Consider the following 15,994-nt stretch of genomic DNA (forward strand, 5'->3'; position numbering starts at 1 on the left):
AACCCTTCTTCCCGCAGGCCACTCCTGCGGGATAGAAAGACAGAAAGACAGCTTCGGCTGTCTTTTTGTCGTCTGCGCGTTTTCACCAGTCCGTCTGCCGGACTTGATCCGTATCAACTCCCCTCGTTTCTGCCATGCCATAGTGTTTTTCCTGACAGACTGAAAGGGAGACATCATGGTCACCTCGAACCCCAGCAGCACGCCGCAAGTACGCCGCTGCGCCACCATGGACGTGCACCGGCGCCTGCTCAGCGAGGACCCGGCCTATGCGCTGGTGCGCGACGATATCGAAAACATGACCATGCTGTACCAGGAGGGGCGCGGCATGGCCGGGCGCACGGGGGTGACGCGCATTCCCGTGGTGGTGCACGTGGTGTGGAATACGGCTGCGCAGAATATCTCCGATGAACAGATCGCCAGCCAGATCGCCGTGCTGAACCGCGATTTTCGCCGCGCCAATCCCGATGTCGAGACCACGCCGGCGCCCTTCCTGCCGTTCACCGCCGACGCGCGCGTGGCGTTTGCGCTGGCGACCGTCGATCCGCACGGTGCGCCCACCAGCGGCATCGAGCGGCGCCAGACGACGGTGGCCGCCTTTGGCGCAGACGACGCCGTCAAGTCGCACGCCTCGGGCGGCCTGGACGCCTGGCCGGCCGCATCTTATCTCAATATCTGGGTCTGCCAGCTCGGTGGCGGCCTGCTCGGCTATGCGCAGTTTCCGGGTGGCCCCGATGAAACCGATGGCGTGGTGATCCTGCAATCGGCGTTCGGCACCACCGGCACTGCCGCGCCGCCATTTCACCTGGGCCGCACGGCCACGCATGAGGTGGGGCACTGGCTGAACCTGAACCATATCTGGGGCGACGACGGCACCGGCTGCAGCGGCACCGACAATGTCGACGACACACCCAACCAGGGCGGGCCGCACACGGGCCAGCCGCCGTTTCCTCAGCTGTCGTGCAATAACGGGCCGCACGGCGACATGTTCATGAACTATATGGATTACGTCGATGACCCGGCCATGTTCATGTTTACCGCCGGCCAGGTGGAGCGCATGCAGGCTTGCCTGGACGGCCCGCGCGCCACCATCGGCACCGATGGTGGCGCAGCTGGTCTGGCGCCGCGCAACAGTTCCTCGCCGCTGGTGGCCTGGGGCGCAAACCGCCTCGATATTTTTGTGCTCGGCACCGACCATGCGCTGTATCACAAGGCCTGGGATGGCGCGGCCTGGCAGCCGTCCGCCACCGGCTTTGAGGCGCAGGGCGGCGTCTGTTTCAGTGCGCCGCAGACGGTGGCCTGGGGCCCGGAGCGGCTCGATATTTTTGTCACCGGCAGCGACAGCGCCCTGTATCACAAATGGTGGAACGGCGCGGCCTGGGGACCGTCGGTGGACGGCTTTGAAACCATGGGCGGCCTGTGTGTCGGCGACCCGCGCGCTGTCAGCTGGGGGCCGAATCGCCTCGACGTGTTCGTCGTCGGCACCGACCGCGCGCTGCATCACAAGTGGTGGGACGGCACGGCCTGGGGACCGTCCCTGACGGGCTACGAAGCGATGGGCGGCGTGTGCCTGGGCCAGCCTGAGGTCGTGTCCTGGGGCGAAAACCGGCTCGATGTGTTCGTTATCGGCGCCGACCATGCGCTGTACCACAAGTGGTGGGATGGCGGCGCCTGGGGCCCGTCGCTCACCGGCTATGAACGTCTTGGCGGCGTGTGCCTGTCGTCGCCGCGTGCGCTCAGCTGGGGCCCTGACCGTCTCGACGTCTTCGTCACCGGCGCCGATGGCGCGCTGTATCACAAGTGGTGGGATGGCGCGCAATGGGCGCCATCGATCGACGGCTTCGAGCGCCTGGGCGGCGTGTGCGTGGGCGAGGTGGAAGCGGTGTCGTGGTCCGCCAACCGGCTCGACGTGTTCGTTATCGGCACCGACAGCGCGCTATACCACAAGGCCTGGGACGGCGCGGCCTGGCTGCCCTCGGCCGATGGTTTTGAAAACCTGGGCGGCGCCTGCGCCTCGCGCCCACGCGCCGTGGCCTGGGGCCCGGACCGGCTCGATGTTTTTGTGACCGGCACCAATGGCGCGCTGTTCCACAAGGCCTGGGACGGCGGCGCCTGGCAGCCCGCCGTCGATGGCTTTGAGGACCTGGGCGGCGTGGTATCGTGCTTTTGAAGGAGGATGGACATGACGGATGCGAACATGGAACTGCCCGCCGGCAGCTGGACCCATTCCTTTGAAGAGGATGAAGCCGGCGTCGAAGTCTACCGGCCCACGGCCACATTTGCCTTTCCGCCCAGCCGCAAGGGCAGGCAGGTGCTGCAGTTTTCCACGCAGGACGATGGCGCGCCGGCCGTCACTTCGCTGCTGCCCGGCCCCGACGACCGTCCGCGCGCCGCGCCGCCAGCCACCTTGCGGGCGCTGGGCCAGGGGCGCTACGCATGGGGAGAGGGCAGGGAACTGGAAATCGTCGAGGCCACGCCCGGCCTGTTGAAACTGGTGCGCCGTCAGGGCGGCGGCGCGCCCAATTTGTAGGCCAGCGCCGTGCGGTTCGCCACGCCGAGCTTTTGATACACGGCGTGCAGCTGGTTGCGCACCGTGGCGGGTGACTTGCCCAGCACTTTTGCGATGGTTTTATATGCGGCGCCTTCGGCCGCCATGACGGCCACCTGCCGTTCGGCCGGCGTCAGGCGCTGCATGGGAAACTGCTTGAAACTGCGATGGCCATGCCGGTTCTCCTGTCGATCTGCAGGCATGCCGATGCATGCCTTGCAGGGATAACGGAGAACGGGCGGGAATGTGCAAAACTATTTGTATGGAGACAAATTGTTGGCGCCGACGGTGGTGTCGGATTACGCGCTTGCGCGCTAATCCGACCTACCAGACCTGCGTGATGACAATTAACCGATCGCCGTCATCTTGACCGGCTTCAGTTTCGACGCCAGCGCCTTGCCCTTCCTGGAGCGCTTGCCGAAGTGCTCGGCCAGGCCGGTGGCGCCCAGCGACACATCCTGCGGCTTGGCGCCACGGCCGATGCCCGATACCACCACGCCGCGCTGGGTGATCGGCTGGACGGCCAGCAGTTTGTCCTTGCCTTCCAGTTCGATCAGCTTGACGCCGGTGCCGCCCTTGGTCAGGGTCTTCATTTCATCGAGGCCGAACACCAGCAAACGCGTGCTGTCGGTCAGGCAGGCCACGGCGCTGGCGGCCGGCGCGATGACTTTCGGCTCCAGTGGCACGTCGCCATCGCCCAGGGTAATGAAGGACTTGCCGCCTTTCAGGCGGCTGACCATGTCGCCCGCCTTGGCGATAAAACCGTAGCCGGCGCTGGTGGCCAGCAGCAGGTTGGTCGCGCCATTGCCCGCAAAGTAGTGCAGGATGCGCACGGCGTTGCCGGGCGTGCCGCCGCTCATGTCGCACAGGGTGGTGATCGGCACGCCGTCGCCGCGCGCGTTGGGCAGCGCCGACACGGGCACCGAATAGATCTTGCCGTTGTTGCCGAAGCCCAGCAAGGTGTCGACCGTGCGGCACTCGAACGCGCCGTGCAGCGCGTCGCCTGCCTTGAAGGTGAACTGGGCCGCGTCATGGCCGATGCCGGTGCGCGCGCGCACCCAGCCTTTTTCGGAAATGATGACGGTAACCGGCTCGTCGACCACCTTCTGTTCGGCCACGGCTTTTTGCGCTTCCTCGATCAGGGTGCGGCGCGCGTCGCCAAACTGCCTGGCGTCCGCTTCGATTTCACGGATGATGGCGCGCTTCATCGAGCCCGGGTTGTCGAGCAGGTCCTGCAGGGATTTTTCTTCCTTGCGCAGCTCGGCCAGCTCCTGCTGGATCTTGATCGTTTCCAGGCGCGCCAGCTGGCGCAGGCGGATTTCCAGGATATCGTCGGCCTGGCGTTCCGACAAGTTGAAGGCCTCGATCAGCGCCGCCTTCGGTTCGTCCGAATTGCGGATGATGTGGATCACTTTGTCGATATTGAGCAGGATCGCTTCGCGCCCTTCCAGGATATGGATGCGGTCACGCACCTTGCCCAGCTTGTAGCCGGTGCGGCGCGTGACGGTTTCGAAGCGGAAGGCGATCCATTCGCGCAGGATGTCGCCCAGGCCTTTCTGGCGCGGGCGGCCATCGCCGCCTATCATCACCAGGTTGATCGAGGTCGACGATTCGAGCGAGGTATGGGCCAGCAGCATCAGCATGAATTCGGTCTGGTCCTGGTTCTTCGACTTCGGTTCGAACACCAGGCGCACGGGCGCGGCGCGGCCCGATTCGTCGCGGATGGTGTCGAGCGAATTGAGGATCAGCGCTTTCAGGGCCATCTGTTCCGGCGACAGGGCTTTCTTGCCCAGCTTGATTTTCGGGTTGGTCAGCTCTTCGATCTCTTCCAGCACTTTTTGCGACGAGGTACCGGGCGGCAGTTCCGTCACCACGGCCTGCCACTGGCCGCGCGCCAGCTCTTCGATCTTCCAGCGCGCGCGCACCTTCATGCTGCCACGCCCGCTCGCATACATGTCGGCGATCTGCGCCGCCGGGGTGATGATCTGGCCGCCGCCGGGAAAGTCGGGGCCGGGGATGAAGCTCATCAGTTCGGCGTGCGTCATTTTCGGGTCGCGGATCAGGGCCACGGCCGCTTTCGCCACTTCCGCCAGGTTGTGCGACGGGATCTCGGTGGCCAGGCCGACGGCGATGCCGGACGCGCCATTGAGGAGCACCATCGGCAGGCGCGCCGGCAGCAGTTTTGGCTCTTCCGTCGAGCCGTCATAGTTGGGCTGGAAGTCCACCGTGCCCATGCCGATTTCATCCATCAGCAGCTTGGCGATCGGCGTCAGCCGTGCTTCCGTGTAGCGCATGGCCGCCGCGCCGTCGCCGTCGCGCGAACCGAAGTTGCCCTGGCCGTCGATCAGCGGATAGCGCAGCGAAAAGTCCTGCGCCATGCGCACCAGCGCGTCGTACACCGACTGGTCGCCATGCGGGTGCAGCTTGCCCAGCACGTCGCCGACCACGGCGGCCGACTTGCGCGGCTTGGCGGTCGCATTCAGGCCCAGCTCATTCATCGCGTACAGGATGCGGCGCTGCACCGGCTTCTGGCCGTCGCACACGTCGGGCAGGGCGCGGCCCTTGACCACCGAGATGGCGTAATCGAGATAGGCGCGTTCGGCAAAGGTGGACAAGGTCAGCGCCTCGCCGTCGAACACCGGTTCTTCGGGCACGACAGGCTCGCTCTGGGGATCGTCAAATAAATTCGTTTGTGTGGACATGGTGCGGGTTCAGTTCAGTATGGAGTGATTGCGGTTGAATTCGTGGGCCTGTCATGACAGCCCGTTTTGGGTGCGCGACAGCCGGTGCAGGCGATACAGATGCAGCATGGTGAAATACAGCACGGCCAGCGCCAGCACGGCGCCCAGCTTGATCATGGTGTGCGTTTGCGTGCCCGAGACCTGGCCGGCCAGCAAAAAGCTGGCGATTGCCGGCGCCAGCACCAGCGGCCAGGAAAACTTCCAGCGCAGGTCGGCAGGGGCGAACAGCATGCCGACGCAGGCCCAGGCAAACAGCATGGCGCCCAGCACGGTTGCGACCGCCGGTTGCAGGGCCAGCGCAGCGAGGCCAATGGCGGCGCCGGTGACCCACGTCGCGCGCAGACGCGGCAGCATCGCTTCCGGCCAGCCGCACTGGCCATACAGGCCGTTGGCCGTGCGCAGCGCCAGCACCAGCAGGCAGAACACCAGCATCATGCTGTCGCCGATCGCCAGCGCGCTTTGTCCCTTGCCGCTCATGAAGATGCTGGCAAACAGCGACAGGCCCACCGCGTAGCCGAACAGGCCTTGCAGCAGGCTGCGATTGGCGGCATACGCCAGCAAGGCCAGCACGCACAGCGCGCTGGCGGTGGCCACGCGCAGCGTCGGCGCCGGGCCGGGCGCGAACAGCAGCAGCGAGACGAACATGAAGGGAATAATCCATCCCAGCTGCAGCAGGCCGGGGCGCGACTGCAAGGCGGGCAGGCGTTCGTCCGTGCGCTCCTTGAAACCTTGCAACTGGTCGAACAGGGCCGCCGGCCAGCGCAAGGCCAGCATGGCCAGCAGTGCGAAGGCCAGCGCCTGGCAGCCGAACAGGCTCACCTTGCTGCCGACATTATCGAGCTCCATGCCGGCCACGCTGACCACACCGGCCAGCATGAAATGCAGCGCGAAGCCCAGCGCGGCCGAGTGCAGGGCCGTCTGCCGGAAATAGCGCTTGGAAAAGACCGCATGCTCCCAGCGTTCGAACTGCGCGATATCGAGTTTGCAGGCCAGCATTTCGCCGTGATGCCAGCGTATGGTGTACAGCAGTTCGCGCAGCTGCCTGGTGAATTTTTGATCGGACAGCTGGCGCGCATAGGCCGATGGCGGCTTTTGCGACATGATGACGTCAAGCCCCGGATAATTCTCGCCAAAGTCGATAAAGTGCATGAACGACTGGTCGGCCCGGTAGCGCTGCACGGCGCTGCGTACCAGCTCGCCATGGCTGCGCGCCAGGTAGGAAAAGTCGCCGTTCCAGCCCAGCGCGGCAAATACGGCGTCGCGCAGGTCGATATTGTAGTTCTCGCTGGCGCAGTAGCGCAGCGCACACAGCTCGAACTCTTCGCGCACGTCGAGCCGCAGCAGGGCAGGGTCCTGCAGGGTATGGGCCAATGCCGGCTCGGCGCCCAACTGCTGCAACTGGTCGAGGCAGGCCTGCCAGATGCTGGCCGCTTCCTCGGCAGGATCGATCTCGATGACCCCCCATAGCTCGGGCGGCGGTGGTGGAGGGGTGTCGATGACGCCCCATAGTTCGGCCGGTGGCGCCGGAATCGTGTTTTCGACGATGCCCCATAGCTCGGCCGGAGGTGACTCCAGCTTTGTCTCTACCTGTGCTTCCAGCGGCATTTCGACCACCGGTTCAGGCACGGCAACGGGCGCCGCTACCTCAAACTCTTCATGTGATTGCGCCAATTCTTCGGCAAAGCGCGGCGCATGGTGCAGCGCGTATTCATACGCGTCGCGCAGCTCCTGGAACGCTTGCGGATCGTCCTCGGGGCGCGTGACCTTCAGGCGCTTCGCATAGGCGCGCTTGATGGCGCGCTCGTCGCCGGTCGGCTCCGTGCCGAGGATGTGCCATAGACTGCGCCTGCTGTTCATTTACAAAAAGCTCTCGCTCTCGACCTGGCGCAGCACCTCGTCGAGGGCCTGGCGCGCCTTGCGGATGGTGGACGGGTCCTGCGTTTCAAGCGCGGCCTGGAAGTTGGCCGTATGATCGGCCAGGTACTGGCGCACTTCCCCCAGTGACTGTTCGTACAGGCGGTCGGCGCGCGTGACCAGGGTGCGGTTTTCGATCTGGTCGCGCGGGTGGATCTTCAGGTCGGCCAGCTCAAGAAAGCGCTGCTCGATCTGCTCCGGCGTCATCACGCCGGCGTTGTCGCTGATGATCATCTTGTGGCGTTCCTGGGTGGCCAGCACCGTCACTTCGGCTTCCAGCACGCCGCTGATATCGTAGGTAAAGCGCACGTCGATGCCCACTTCGCCGGCCTTTTTGGCGGGAATCGGGAAGTTGATCTTGCCCAGGAAAACGTTGTCGGCCACCAGGCGCGATTCGCCCTGGTAGATCGCCACATTGATTTCCTTCTGGTTGTCGTGGATGGTGACGATGTTTTCCGTGCGCGACACCGGCACCACCGAATTGCGCTCGATAATCGGCAGGTAGTGGCCGCCTTCGTACTGGTTCGGGCCCATCTGGCGTGAAATGCCGATGCCCAGCGAGTAGGGCGCCACGTCCGTCATCACCACTTCGTCGAGCGCCGCGTCGCGCATTTTGAGGCCCGCCTGCACGGCCGCGCCCAGTGCGATCGCTTCGTCGGGATCGAGGTGGATGGCGGGGAAGCGGCCGAACATGCGCGACACCAGTTTGCGCACCAGCGGCATGCGGGTCGCGCCGCCGGCCAGCACCACTTCATTGAGTTCGGCGGCGCGGATGGTGGCGTCGCGCAGCGCGCGCTCGACCGGCACGCGCAGGCGCGCCAGCAGCGGTTCGCACAACTGCGCCAGCCTGTCTTCGCTGATTTCCCAGCTGTAGTCGGTGTGTTCAAAGCGCGTGTTCATGCGCACCGGCGATTGATCGGACAGCAAGCGCTTGACCCGTTCGGCCTCGTCGCGCAGCAACTGCTGCTGGCGCAAATCGAACTGGCGGCTGCCCATCGCCTTCTGTAAACCGCTGTGTTCCAGGAAGGCGTCGACCAGCACGGTAACGAAGTCTTCACCACCGAGGAAATTGTCGCCGGCCGAGGCGCGCACTTCCATCACGCCTTCGAACAGCTCCAGGATGGACACGTCGAACGTGCCGCCCCCCAGGTCAAACACGAGAAATTTGCTTTCCTGTTCCTTGTCGCGGATGCCGTAGGCCAGTGCCGCTGCCGTCGGCTCGTTGAGCAAGCGCTCCACGCGCAAGCCCGCCAGCTGGCCGGCGATGCGCGTGGCCTTGCGCTGCGCATCGCTGAAGTAGGCCGGCACGGTGATGATGGCTTCTTCGACCCTGGTGCCCAAAAAGGCTTCGGCATCTTCCTTCAGCGCGCGCAGCACCATCGACGACAACTCCTCGGGGCGGAACTGCTGCGTGCCGAGGGTGATCTTCTTTTCGCTGCCCATGTAGCGCTTGAAGACGGACGCCGTCAGTTGCGGGTGCGTCTGCAGGCGTTCGCGCGCGGCGCGGCCCACCAGCACCGTGCCGTCGTCGTCGATGCTGACGCACGATGGCGTCAGGTGCTCGCCCAATGCATTGGGAATGATCGATGCCTTGCCGTCGCGCCAGATGGCGACCAGGCTGTTGGTGGTGCCCAGGTCGATGCCGATGATCATCAGATGTCCGCCTCCGCTTCATTGCCGTGTTCTTCGATCCAGGCGCGGCGGCCGGCCGCTTCGCCTTTGCCCATCAGCATATTGAAACGCGCGCTCGAATCGATATGGTCGACCGCGCCCAGCGTCACGGGCAGCAGGCGGCGCGTGTCCGGGTTCATGGTGGTTTCCCACAACTGCTCGGCGTTCATCTCGCCCAGGCCCTTGAAGCGCGAGATCGCCCAGGCGCCTTGCTTGACGCCTTCCTTGCGCAGCTTGTCTTCGATGGCCACCAGCTCGCCGTCGTCGAGCGCATAGATTTTCTGGATCGGCTTCTTGCCGCGCGCCGGCGCATCGACCCGGTACAAAGGCGGACGGGCGATGCAGATATGGCCTTTCTTGATCAGCGCCGGGAAGTGCTTGAAGAACAGCGTCAGCAGCAGTACCTGGATGTGCGAGCCGTCGACGTCCGCATCGGACAGAATGCACACCTTGCCGTAGCGCAGGCCTGACAAATCGGGCGTGTCGCCGGCGCTGTGCGGATCGACGCCGATGGCCACCGCGATATCGTGGATCTCGTTATTGGCGAACAGGCGGTCGCGGTCGGTTTCCCAGGAGTTGAGCACCTTGCCGCGCAGCGGCAAAATCGCCTGGAACTCCTTGTCGCGGCCCATCTTGGCCGAGCCGCCGGCCGAGTCGCCCTCGACCAGGAACAGTTCATTGCGCGTGATGTCCGACGATTCGCAGTCGGTCAGTTTGCCCGGCAAGACGGCCACGCCCGACGATTTTTTCTTTTCCACTTTCTGCAGCGAGCGCTGGCGCGACTGCGCCTGCTTGATCACCAGCTCGGCCAGCTTCTTGCCGTAGTCGACGTGCTGGTTCAGCCACAGTTCCAGCGGCGGCTTGGTATAGGTCGAGACCAGCTTGACGGCGTCGCGCGAGTTCAGGCGCTCCTTGATCTGACCCTGGAATTGCGGGTCCAGCACCTTGGCCGACAGCACGAAGGAGGCGCGCGCAAACACGTCTTCGGGCAGCAGTTTCACGCCCTTGGGCAGCAAGGAGTGCATCTCGACGAAGTTCTTCACGGCGCCAAACAGGCCTTCGCGCAAGCCCGATTCGTGCGTGCCGCCGTTCGAGGTGGGAATCAGGTTGACATAGGATTCGCGCACGATGGCGCCTTCTTCGGTCCACGCCACCACCCAGGCGGCGCCTTCGCCTTCGGCAAAGCCGTCGGACTCGCCGCTGGCGTACTGCGCGCCTTCGAACAGCGGGATCAGGGTTTCGCCGTTCGATACCTGCGCCAGCGATTCGGTCAGGTAGCCGCGCAGGCCTTCGGCGTACAGCCAGGTCTGGGTGTCGCCGGTTTTCGCATTGGTCAGCGTGACGGTCACGCCGGGCAGCAGCACGGCTTTCGAGCGCAGCAGGCGCTGCAGCTCGGGCTGCGAGATATTCGGCGAGTCAAAATACCTGGCGTTCGGCCAGGCGGTCACGCGCGTGCCCGACTTTTTGCCGTCGCGCGGGGCAGGGCGCGAGGTCAAAGGCTCGATCACGTCGCCATCGGCAAACACCATATGGTGCAGGCCATTGCCGTCGCTTTCCTTGCGCCAGACGGTGATTTCCAGGCGCGAGGACAGCGCATTGGTGACCGACACGCCGACGCCATGCAGGCCGCCCGAGAACGCGTAGGCGCCGCCCGAACCCTTGTCGAACTTGCCGCCCGCGTGCAAGCGCGTAAACACGATTTCCACGGTCGGCACGCCTTCTTCCGGGTGCAGGCCGACGGGAATGCCGCGGCCATTGTCTTCGACCGTGATGCTGCCGTCGACGTTTTGCGTCACGGCGATATGCGTGCAATGGCCGCCCAGCGCCTCGTCGGAGGCATTGTCGATCACTTCCTGGATGATGTGCAGCGGATTTTCAGTGCGGGTATACATCCCCGGGCGCTGCTTGACGGGTTCCAGCCCTTTCAGGACACGGATGGATGATTCGCTGTAGTCGGATGCTGGTTTTTTAGTGGCCATACGTGTTCAAGCTAAGTAAAGACAGTGGTTGGAACGCCAGGCGCGCTTGCTGTGCGGGGAATAGCCAGATTGACAGCGGCGGCGATAACTGTATGAATATACAGTATATCGCGCCTCGCGTCACTGTGGCAGCGCATTGCGGCAGGCCGGGCGTCCTTGTGCGGACGCTCGCGCATTCTATCGTGATCGGCGCGCAATGGCGCTACTCCTTGGCAACGATGGTGCGCCGTTCATCTCGCGCCTTGATAGTAATACGCAATTTTTACATCCTGTTTACACCGGCCGAGCCAGTCTTTACGAATTTTTTAGACCCTTCTGGCTAAGCTTCCCCCTGTCAAAAACAAACCTGAATGAGGGTGGGAATGGATCTCGTATACCTGGGCCTGATGGCCGTGTTCTATGTCGTGGTGGCCGGCTTTGCCGGCGCCTGCGACCGCCTGGGGCAGCCCCAGCGGAAAGGCGCGCAATGAACGCCTTTTATGTGCTGGGCGCCGTGGTCTCGGCCGGCCTGCTGGTCTATCTGCTGGTGGCGCTGCTGAAAGCGGAGGAGCTGTAATGACGACGCAATCGATACTGCTGCTGGTGCTGTTCCTGGCCGTGCTGCTGGCGGCCGGCTATCCGCTGGGCCTGTACATGGCCAGGGTGGCTGGCGAGGCGCCGATCCGCGGCCTGGGCTGGCTGCAACGCGGTGAAAATGTGCTCTACCGCCTGGCCGGCGTCAAGGCCGGTGCCGAGCGCGCCATGGGCTGGAAACACTATGCCATCGCGCTGATTGCCTTCAATACCGTGGGCGCCTTTTTTGTCTATGGCCTGCAGCGCCTGCAGGGCGTGCTGCCCTTCAATCCGCAGGGGCTGCCCGGCGTGAGCGCCGATTCCTCGTTCAATACGGCCGTCAGCTTTGTCGCCAACACCAACTGGCAGGGCTATGGCGGCGAGCAGACCATGAGCTACCTGACCCAGTTGCTGGGCCTGGCCTGCCAGAACTTCTTTTCGGCCGCCACCGGCATCGCCGTGATCTTCGCGCTGGTCAGGGGATTTTCCGCACGCTCGAGCAAATCGATCGGCAATTTCTGGGTCGACCTGGTGCGCTCCACCCTGTACATCCTGCTGCCGCTGTCGCTGGCCTTGTCCGTCGTCTTCATGGGCGAAGGCGTGATCCAGAATTTTTCACCGTACAAGGAAGTCACCCTGCTCGACCAGGTCAGCTATGAAACGCCGAAAGTTGATACCGCCGGCCAGCCGGTACTGGACGCCGCCGGCAAGCCGGTGATGCAGGCGCAGGTCGCCACCACGCAGGCCATCGCCATGGGCCCGGTGGCATCTCAGGAAGCGATCAAGATGCTGGGCACCAACGGCGGCGGTTTTTTCAACGCCAATTCGGCCCATCCGTACGAAAACCCGACGTTCACCTCGAACTTTTTGCAGATGCTGGCCATCTTCCTGATTCCCGCCGGCCTGTGCTTCACCTTTGGCCGCATGGTGGGCGACATGCGCCAGGGCTGGGCCGTGCTGGCCGCGATGACGGTGATCTTTGTCGTCATGACGGCCGGCGTGATGCAGGCCGAGCAGCAGGCCAATCCGGCATTGCAGGCGCTGGGCGTCGACCAGCAGGTCAGCAGCCTGCAGGCGGGCGGCAATATGGAAGGCAAGGAAACGCGCTTCGGCGTCAGTTCGTCGGCCCTGTTTGCGGCCGTGACGACGGCCGCGTCGTGCGGCGCCGTCAACTCCATGCACGACTCCTACATGCCGCTGGGCGGCATGGTGCCGCTGCTGCTGATGCAGTTCGGCGAAGTGATCTTCGGTGGCGTGGGCACGGGCCTGTACGGCATGCTGATGTTCGCCATCCTGGCCGTCTTTATCGCCGGCCTGATGATAGGGCGCACCCCCGAATACCTGGGCAAGAAAATCCAGGCGCATGAAATGAAGATGGTCTCGCTGGCCATCCTGGTCACGCCAGCGCTGGTGCTGGTCGGCACGGCGATCGCCGTCATGCTCGAACCGGGCAAGGCGGGCGTGGCCAATCCCGGCGCCCACGGTTTCTCGGAAATCCTGTACGCCTTTACCTCGGCCGCCAATAACAACGGCAGCGCGTTTGCGGGGCTGTCGGCCAATACGCCGTTCTACAACGTGATGCTGGCGATCGCCATGTGGTTTGGCCGCTTTGCCGTGATCGTGCCGGTGCTGGCCGTGGCAGGGTCGCTGGCCGCCAAGCAGCGCCTGTCGGCCAACGCCGGCACCATGCCCACGCATGGCCCCATGTTCATCGGCCTGCTGATCGGCGTGGTGATCCTGGTGGGCGTGCTCAATTATGTTCCTGCGCTGGCCCTGGGCCCTGTCATCGAACACCTCCAACTCTTTACTCAATTACCATGAAAACCAGAACATTAACCCTGTTCGACCCTGCCTTGCTGCTGCCCGCCATCGGCGACGCCTTCAAGAAACTCGACCCGCGCACGCAGTGGCGCAGCCCCGTGATGTTTGTTGTCTACGTGGGCAGCATCATCACTACCTTGCTGGCGATCCAGGCCCTGGCGGGCAAAGGCGAGGCGCCGTTCGGCTTTATCGCGGCGATTGCCGTGTGGCTGTGGTTCACCGTGCTGTTCGCGAACTTTGCCGAAGCGCTGGCCGAAGGACGCAGCAAGGCGCAAGCGGCCTCGCTGCGCGCCCTGAAGCAGACCGTGATGGCCAAGAAAATGCAGGTGCCCAAATACGGCACCTCCTGGCTGCCGACACCGGCCACCGACCTGCGCCGTGGCATGACGGTGCTGGTCGAAGCCGGTGACGTGATTCCCGCCGACGGCGAAGTGACGGCCGGCGTGGCCTCGGTCGACGAGAGCGCGATCACCGGCGAGTCGGCGCCCGTGATCCGCGAGTCGGGCGGCGACTTTTCCGCCGTCACCGGCGGCACCCGCGTGCTGTCGGACTGGCTGCTGGTGCAAGTGTCCGTCAACCCCGGCGAAGCCTTTATCGACCGCATGATCGCCATGGTCGAAGGCGCCAAGCGCCAGAAGACGCCCAATGAAATCGCCTTGACGATCCTGCTGGTGGCCCTGTCGATCGTGTTTTTGATCGTCACCGTCACCTTGTTGCCTTACTCGCTGTTCGCGGTGGCCGCCGCCGGCAGCGGCACGCCGGTCACCATCACGGTGCTGATCGCGCTGCTGGTGTGCCTGATCCCGACCACCATCGGCGGTTTGTTGTCCGCCATCGGCGTGGCCGGCATGAGCCGCATGATGCAGGCCAATGTGATTGCCACCTCGGGCCGTGCGGTGGAAGCGGCCGGCGACGTCGACGTGCTGCTGCTCGACAAGACCGGCACCATCACCCTGGGCAACCGCCAGGCGGCCAGCTTCGTGCCGGCCCCCGGCGTGACGGAACAGCAGCTGGCCGACGCGGCGCAACTGGCCTCGCTGGCCGACGAAACGCCGGAAGGGCGCAGCATCGTGGTGCTGGCCAAGCAGCAGTTCAATATCCGCGAACGCGAGATGGCCAGCCTGAATGCGACCTTTGTCCCGTTCACGGCGCAAACGCGCATGAGCGGCGTCGATATCGCGGATCGCCAGGTGCGCAAGGGCGCGGCCGAATCGGTCAAGAAGTATGTGGAAGCGCTGGGCCAGCCGTATCCGGCGGAAGTGTCGCGCGCCGTCGACGATATCGCGCGCCGCGGCAGCACGCCGCTGGTGGTGGTCGATGCCGGCAAGGTCATGGGCGTGGTGGAACTGAAGGATATCGTCAAGGGCGGTATCAAGGAGCGTTTCGCCGAACTGCGCCGCATGGGCATCAAGACGGTGATGATCACCGGCGACAACAAGCTGACGGCGGCGGCGATCGCGGCCGAAGCGGGCGTCGACGATTTCCTGGCCGAGGCGACGCCGGAGGACAAGCTCAAACTGATCCGCAGCTACCAGTCCGAAGGCCGCCTGGTGGCGATGACGGGCGACGGCACCAACGACGCGCCGGCCCTGGCCCAGGCCGACGTCGCCGTGGCCATGAACTCGGGCACGCAGGCGGCGAAGGAGGCGGGCAATATGGTCGATCTCGACTCGAACCCGACCAAGCTGCTGGAAATCGTCGAAATCGGCAAGCAGATGCTGATGACGCGGGGATCGCTCACCACGTTCTCGATCTCGAACGATATCGCCAAGTATTTCGCCATCATTCCGGCGGCCTTTGTCGGCACCTATCCGCAATTGAAGGCGCTCGACATCATGCACCTGGCCAGCCCCGCCTCGGCCATCATGTCGGCGGTGATCTTCAATGCGCTGATCATCGTCGTGCTCATTCCCCTGGCCTTGAAGGGCGTGCAGTACCGGGCCATCGGTGCGGCCAGCCTGCTGCGCCGCAACCTGCTGGTCTATGGCCTGGGCGGCATCGTGCTGCCGTTTGTCGGCATCAAGCTGATCGACATGGTGCTGTCGGCACTGAACTTTATCTAAAGGAAATAGCATGAATACCATCGTACGTCCCGCCCTGGTGCTGTTTGCTTCGCTGACCGTGATTTGCGGCGTGCTCTATCCGCTGGCCACCACCGGCATCGGCAAGGTCGTCTTCCCGCAGGAGACCGCTGGCAGCATCGTCGAACACGCCGGCAAGCCGGTCGGCTCGACCCTGATCGGCCAGTCCTTTACGTCACCCAAATACTTCTGGGGCCGCCCCTCGGCCACCGCGCCGATGGCCAATAACGGCGCCGGCTCGGGCGGCTCGAACCTGGGGCCGAGCAATCCGGCCCTGGTCGACGCCGTCAAGACGCGCATCGCGGCATTGAAAGAAGCCGACCCCGGCAACACGCGCGCCATTCCGGTCGACCTGGTGACGGCGTCGGGCAGCGGCCTGGACCCGGAAATCAGCCTGGCCGCCGCCATCTACCAGGCCCCGCGCGTGGCCCGCGTGCGCGGCCTGCCTTTGGCGCAAGTGGAAAACGCCATCGCCAAGGCGCAAAAAACCGCCTATGTCGGCTTTTTCGGCGAAGCGCGCGTGAATGTGCTGGAACTGAATCTGGCGCTGGACGCCGCTGCGCGGTAACGGTAGGTCGGATTAGCGCTTGCGCGTAATCCGACAACACCACCAGCCCAAGCCAACAATGTTGTCGGATTACGGCCTGCGGCCTCGGCGGCCCCGCCTAATCCGACCTACGCCCTGTCCCA

Annotated in this window: 11 protein-coding genes; 6 read left to right on the forward strand and 5 right to left on the reverse strand. The window is 64.5% G+C overall.

Annotated features, from left to right (window positions below; genetic code table 11):
- Positions 1-175: 175 nt before the first annotated feature.
- Together ASR47_RS20625 and ASR47_RS20630 are read left to right on the forward strand one after the other, a co-directional pair.
- On the forward strand, positions 176-2,167 hold the full coding sequence (locus ASR47_RS20625; RefSeq protein WP_217270608.1) for a DUF8189 domain-containing protein: 1,992 nt from the start codon (positions 176-178) through the stop codon (positions 2,165-2,167).
- A gap of 12 nt (positions 2,168-2,179) precedes the next feature.
- Complete coding sequence (locus ASR47_RS20630; protein WP_065309682.1) at positions 2,180-2,527, forward strand: hypothetical protein; 348 nt, start codon at positions 2,180-2,182, stop codon at positions 2,525-2,527.
- On the opposite strand, the gene ASR47_RS20635 is transcribed toward ASR47_RS20630, so the two are convergent.
- From ASR47_RS20635 to ASR47_RS20655, 5 genes are all read right to left on the reverse strand, one after another.
- Positions 2,500-2,748: a helix-turn-helix domain-containing protein gene (locus ASR47_RS20635; RefSeq protein WP_082989070.1), complete on the reverse strand. Its 249-nt coding sequence runs from the start codon at positions 2,746-2,748 to the stop codon at positions 2,500-2,502. The genes ASR47_RS20630 and ASR47_RS20635 overlap by 28 nt on opposite strands.
- 144 nt (positions 2,749-2,892) lie before the next feature.
- Positions 2,893-5,247, reverse strand: a complete 2,355-nt coding sequence (gene parC / locus ASR47_RS20640) for a DNA topoisomerase IV subunit A (protein WP_065309684.1) — start codon at positions 5,245-5,247, stop codon at positions 2,893-2,895.
- Between the two features lie 51 nt (positions 5,248-5,298).
- Entirely contained in the window at positions 5,299-7,143 is a 1,845-nt protein-coding gene (locus ASR47_RS20645) for a J domain-containing protein (RefSeq protein WP_065309685.1), read from the reverse strand.
- A complete protein-coding gene (locus ASR47_RS20650; protein ID WP_065309686.1) occupies positions 7,144-8,853 on the reverse strand; it encodes a molecular chaperone HscC in 1,710 nt (569 codons plus the stop codon).
- Positions 8,853-10,850 (reverse strand): DNA topoisomerase IV subunit B, encoded by a 1,998-nt coding sequence (locus ASR47_RS20655; protein WP_065309687.1) that lies wholly within the window; start codon positions 10,848-10,850, stop codon positions 8,853-8,855. The genes ASR47_RS20650 and ASR47_RS20655 overlap by 1 nt, the downstream gene beginning before the upstream one ends.
- Positions 10,851-11,316: 466 nt before the next feature.
- Here ASR47_RS20655 and kdpF point away from each other — a divergent pair, with 466 nt between their 5' ends.
- The 4 genes from kdpF to kdpC are packed head-to-tail and all read left to right on the forward strand — an operon-like array spanning position 11,317 to position 15,872.
- On the forward strand, positions 11,317-11,406 hold the full coding sequence (gene kdpF, locus ASR47_RS20660) for a K(+)-transporting ATPase subunit F (RefSeq protein WP_034746483.1): 90 nt from the start codon (positions 11,317-11,319) through the stop codon (positions 11,404-11,406).
- Positions 11,406-13,223: a potassium-transporting ATPase subunit KdpA gene (kdpA, locus tag ASR47_RS20665; protein WP_065309688.1), complete on the forward strand. Its 1,818-nt coding sequence runs from the start codon at positions 11,406-11,408 to the stop codon at positions 13,221-13,223. The genes kdpF and kdpA overlap by 1 nt, the downstream gene beginning before the upstream one ends.
- Positions 13,220-15,286: a potassium-transporting ATPase subunit KdpB gene (gene kdpB, locus ASR47_RS20670; protein WP_065309689.1), complete on the forward strand. Its 2,067-nt coding sequence runs from the start codon at positions 13,220-13,222 to the stop codon at positions 15,284-15,286. The genes kdpA and kdpB overlap by 4 nt, the downstream gene beginning before the upstream one ends.
- A gap of 10 nt (positions 15,287-15,296) precedes the next feature.
- The gene (kdpC, locus tag ASR47_RS20675) at positions 15,297-15,872 is read left to right on the forward strand and encodes a potassium-transporting ATPase subunit KdpC (RefSeq protein ID WP_065309690.1); all 576 of its coding nucleotides are present in this window, start codon (positions 15,297-15,299) and stop codon (positions 15,870-15,872) included.
- Positions 15,873-15,994 lie beyond the last annotated feature (122 nt).

The organism is Janthinobacterium psychrotolerans, assembly GCF_001677885.1.
Classification (GTDB): Bacteria; Pseudomonadota; Gammaproteobacteria; order Burkholderiales; family Burkholderiaceae_D; genus Janthinobacterium; species Janthinobacterium psychrotolerans.